The following is a 4,385-nucleotide window of genomic DNA, read 5'->3' on the forward strand; positions in this document are numbered from 1 at the left end:
CCCCGCCACCGGACCCACCCCGCCAACCCACTGAACCTCGGCTTTTGACGTTGACGTTGACGTTGACGTTGACGTTGCTTCGGCAGGTGCAGGGCGCAGCCCTGCAAAAGAAAACCTCTACCTCATGGCCACTGCATCTCGCCCTTGGCCACCTTCGCACTCAGCTCCAGCGACTCCACCCCGGCCAGCTTCGGATAGCGCGCCTGCATCGCCTTCACCAGCGCCGCACTGTCCTTGGCCTTTGCCGTCTCGGCATCGAAGGCGCGGATGTAATCTGCGGTGAAGCGCAGTGCACTGGCATCCAGCGCCGCACCCGGTGCGTAGTGCCCCGGCACCACCACCGTCGGCTTCAGGGCCTGCAGCCGCCGCAGCGTCTGCAGCCAGTCGGCGTGTGACCTGGGCGTCTGTGTATCGGCCATCCACACATGCTCGCCCGCCACCACCGGAATGCCGCCGACGATCGCGCGCAGCGACGGTACCCACAGCACGCTGCGGTCCGGGGTCGGGCCATCCAGGCCGATCAACGGCAGGCGCTGGCCTTCCAGCTGCAGCGCGTCTTCCTCCAGCACCTGCGGCACCACGATGCGCGCGGGGACATCGGCCCCCATCTTCGGCCCCCAGTAGGCCAGCTTGCCGGCCTGGGTCTGCTGGATGTGGGAAACGGTCTGCGTGGTGGCGACGATGCGCGCCTGCGGGAACGCATCCTGCAGCGTGGCCAGGCCGAAGTAATAGTCCGGGTCGCCGTGGCTGATGTAGATCGTGGTCAGCTGCTTGCCGCTGGCGCGGATCAGGTCCACCAGCCTGCGCGCATCGCTGGCGCCGAACTGCGCATCGACCAGGATCGCGTCATGGCGGCCTTCGATCAGCACCGAGGACACCGAGAACATCGCCTGCGGGCCAGGATGGAAGGCCTGCAGGTGCAGCTGGGTTTTCGTCGCCACGGACGGCGACGCGGCGGCCGGTGCGGCCAGCAGCGGGGCACTGGTGAAACTGGCGGCCAGGGCGAGGGGGAGCAGCAGGGCAGCGGTACGCATGGGGATGTCCTTGTGGGGATATCGGGCCGAGCATCGGCTCGGCGCTACAGGTGGGTAGCGCCAGGCCATGCCCGGCGAACGGGCAGGCCCGCGCACGCCATGATCAGTACGCCGCAGTGATGATCTGATTCGGGTACTTGTGTGCTTCCAGTTCGGCGACGAATGTAGCGCCATAGTCGGCGTAGCTGATGCGGCTGTGGCCGCTGGCATCGGCCAGGAACGCCTTGGGCTGCACGCGGTACTGGCCACGCTCTTCGCCCGGGCCGATTTCGGCGGCCGGCGAGAAGAAGGTCCAGTCCAGGTCCTCCACCGCCTGCAGGCGCTTGAAGGCTTCGCGGTGGGCCAGTGCGTACGGCTTGTAGGCCTCCGGGAAGTTCGGGGTATCCACCAGCTGCACGCCGGGGGCGACTTCCAGGCTGCCGGCACCGCCGACCACCACCAGGCGCGGCACACCGGCCGTGCGCGCGGCCGCGGCCAGCTGCGCGGCGACCTCGCCGACCCGGCCGATGTCATCGCCCGGGCGCGGGCCATAGGCGCTGGCCAGCACGTCGTGGCCGGCGATGGCGGCGACCAGCGCGTCCTGGTCATCCAGCGAAGCGATCACCGGATGCGCGCCGGCCAGCTCGGCCGGAAGATCCTGCGCGCTGCGCACGATGACGGTGAGTTCGTGGCCGTGGGCCAGCGCGTGGCGCGCGATCTGGCGGCCGATGTTGCCGGTGGAACCAACGAGGGCGATCTTCATTGCGGGACTCCGTGAGGCGGTGTGGGGTGGGAATGGGGCCACTCTAGGCCGCTGCAGTCGCTCGAAAAACAGCGTATAACGCGCTTGTTTGTTGCATGGAACGAGCATATGGACCGATTGACCGCCATGACCGTGTTCGTCGAGGTCGCCGAGCGCGGCAGCCTGACCGCGGCCGCCGAGGTGCTGGACATGTCGCGGGCGATGGTCAGTCGCTATCTGGCCGAGGTCGAAGGCTGGCTGGGTGCGCGCCTGCTGCACCGGACCACGCGCCGGGTCAGCCTGACCGGTCCCGGCGAAGCGGCGCTGGCGCGCTTCCGGCAGATGCTGGAGATCGGCGAGGCGCTGCAGGGCGAGCTGGCCAGCGATGATCCCGAGCCGCACGGCACGCTGCGGGTGACCGCCAGCGTGTCGTTCGGGCAGAGCCACCTGGCGCGTGCAGTGGCCGGTTTCGTCGCACGCCACCCGGCGGCGCGCATCGAGCTGCTGCTGGTCGATCGCACGGTGAACCTGGTGGAGGAGCGGGTGGACCTGGCGGTGCGCATCGCGCGCCAGATCGACCCCAGCCTGATCGCGCGGCGGCTGGCCACCTGCCGCTCGGTGCTGTGCGCGACGCCGTCCTACCTGCAGGCGCACGGCACGCCGACCGCTCCCGAGCACCTGGCCGCGCACAACTGCCTGACCCACCACTACGTCGGCAAGAGCCTGTGGCAGCTGCACCGCGACGGCCGTTCGCTGTCGGTGGCGGTGGGCGGCAACATCAGTGCCAATGAAGCCTCGCTGCTGCTGGAAGCGGTGCGTGCCGGGGCCGGCATCGCGATGCTGCCGACCTACCAGGTAGCACCGCTGCTGCGCACTGGCGAACTGATCGAACTGCTGCCGGAATTCAGCCTGGACGAACTCGGCATTCATGCCGTGTACGCATCACGGCGCCAGCAGCCGGCTATCATGCGGCGATTCCTGGACTTCCTGGGCGAGTGTTTCGCCAGCCCGGCCTTCCAGGACCTGGATTGGCGCCCGCCGGGCAAGGAGAACACATGAACCATGGACAGGCCTTGATCGACCACAACCGTGCTGCCTGGGACCGCCAGGCCAGCGAGGTACGCGAATGGTCGCGCCCGGTTGAAAGCTCGACGATTGCCGCTGCACGCGAAGGGCGCTGGCAGGTGCATCTGACGCCGCGCGCACTTCCGTTGGACTGGCTGGGCGATGTACGCGGCCGCCGCATCCTGTGCCTGGCTTCGGGCGGTGGACAGCAGGCGCCGGTACTGGCCGCGGCCGGTGCCGAGGTCACCGTGTTCGACCTGTCCGACGGGCAGCTGGAGCAGGACCGCCAGGTCGCCGCGCGCGATGGCCTGCAGTTGCGCACGGTGCAGGGCGACATGCGCGATCTGCACGCCTTCGCCAACGGCAGTTTCGATGTGGTGTTCCAGCCGATCTCGAACCTGTACGTGCCCGACGTGCGCCCGGTGTGGAGCGAGTGCCATCGCGTGCTCGCGCGCGACGGCCTGCTGATGGCCAGCTTCTACAACCCGGTGCTGTTCGTCGGCGCACGTGAGCCGCAGCTGGATGCGCAGGGCTTGATCCGCCCGCAGTACGCCATTCCCTATTCGGACCTGGAAGACCTGGCGCCGACCGAACGCGAGGCCAAGCTGGCGCGCGGCGATGCGCTCACCTTCGGCCACAGCCTGACCGAACTCATCGGCGGCCAGCTTGACGCCGGCTTCGTCATCGATCGCTTCATGGAAGACTGGCAGCCGCAGCCGCGCTTCCTGATCGACCGCTATCTGCCCACGTTCCTGGCCACCCGCGCGCGCAGGATCGGCTGAGGCGGGCCTGCAAAAAAACAGGCCGACGTACAATGGACGGCCCCACGTCGCACAGGTGCCGTCCCTTGTCGTATCCCTATCCGCTGGTCGTGTTCGACCTCGATGGCACGCTGGTCGACAGCGCGGCCGATATCGCCGAAGCACTGAACCGCACGCTGGAAGACATCGGCGTGGAGCGCGTGCCGGAAACCACGGTGCTGGGCTGGATCGGCGATGGTGTGCGTCGCCTGGTGGAGCAGGCCGTGCATGCCGCTGGCCGCGAGCTCGACCTGGCCGCGGTGATGCCGGTGTTCATGGTGCACTACCGCGAATGCCTGCTGCGCAGCCCACGCCTGTTCGATGGCGTGGCCGAGGCGCTGGCACAGCTGCGTGCGCGCAACGTGCCGCTGGCGATCTGCACCAACAAGCCCGAAGCGCTGGTGCCACCACTGCTGCAGCACCTGGGCATCGGCGACGCGTTCGCGCTGATACTGGGCGGCGACTCGCTGCCGCAGCGCAAGCCCAGTGGTGAACCGCTGCGCCACATCGCTGCGCACTTCGGGTTGCCGGTAGGCGCCTGCCTGATGGTCGGTGATTCGCTGACCGACTATCGCGCCGCTGAAGAGGCCGGCATGCCGATCGCGCTGGTGCGCTATGGCTATCCGCGTGGCCTGGATCTGGCCACCGCACATGCGGTGGCCGTGATCGACGACCTGCGTGAGCTGCCGGGGTTGCAGCGCTGACGCAACGGACATCCCGGGTCGCCCGCCGGTAACCCGGGCCGACGCAACGGGTAGTGGGGGG

General features: G+C 68.7%; 5 protein-coding genes. 3 read left to right on the forward strand and 2 right to left on the reverse strand.

The features are described from left to right. Positions 1-122: 122 nt before the first annotated feature. Both O0J73_RS21585 and O0J73_RS21590 read right to left on the reverse strand, forming a co-directional pair. Entirely contained in the window at positions 123-1,034 is a 912-nt protein-coding gene (locus tag O0J73_RS21585) for an MBL fold metallo-hydrolase (RefSeq protein ID WP_308309604.1), read from the reverse strand. Between the two features lie 103 nt (positions 1,035-1,137). Next, complete coding sequence (locus O0J73_RS21590; protein WP_308309605.1) at positions 1,138-1,776, reverse strand: NAD(P)H-binding protein; 639 nt, start codon at positions 1,774-1,776, stop codon at positions 1,138-1,140. Between the two features lie 108 nt (positions 1,777-1,884). Here O0J73_RS21590 and O0J73_RS21595 point away from each other — a divergent pair, with 108 nt between their 5' ends. From O0J73_RS21595 to gph, 3 genes are all read left to right on the forward strand, one after another. Next, positions 1,885-2,814 (forward strand): LysR family transcriptional regulator, encoded by a 930-nt coding sequence (locus O0J73_RS21595; protein WP_053509739.1) that lies wholly within the window; start codon positions 1,885-1,887, stop codon positions 2,812-2,814. Beyond that, a complete protein-coding gene (locus O0J73_RS21600; protein ID WP_197564365.1) occupies positions 2,811-3,602 on the forward strand; it encodes a class I SAM-dependent methyltransferase in 792 nt (263 codons plus the stop codon). The genes O0J73_RS21595 and O0J73_RS21600 overlap by 4 nt, the downstream gene beginning before the upstream one ends. A gap of 65 nt (positions 3,603-3,667) precedes the next feature. Then, positions 3,668-4,324 carry a phosphoglycolate phosphatase gene (gph, locus tag O0J73_RS21605; protein WP_004154016.1) on the forward strand — a complete coding sequence of 219 codons (657 nt, stop codon included), beginning with the start codon at positions 3,668-3,670 and terminating at the stop codon, positions 4,322-4,324. The last annotated feature ends 61 nt before the right edge of the window (positions 4,325-4,385 follow it).

It is taken from the genome of Stenotrophomonas sp. Sm6012 (assembly GCF_030985895.1).
Taxonomy (GTDB): domain Bacteria; phylum Pseudomonadota; class Gammaproteobacteria; order Xanthomonadales; family Xanthomonadaceae; genus Stenotrophomonas; species Stenotrophomonas forensis.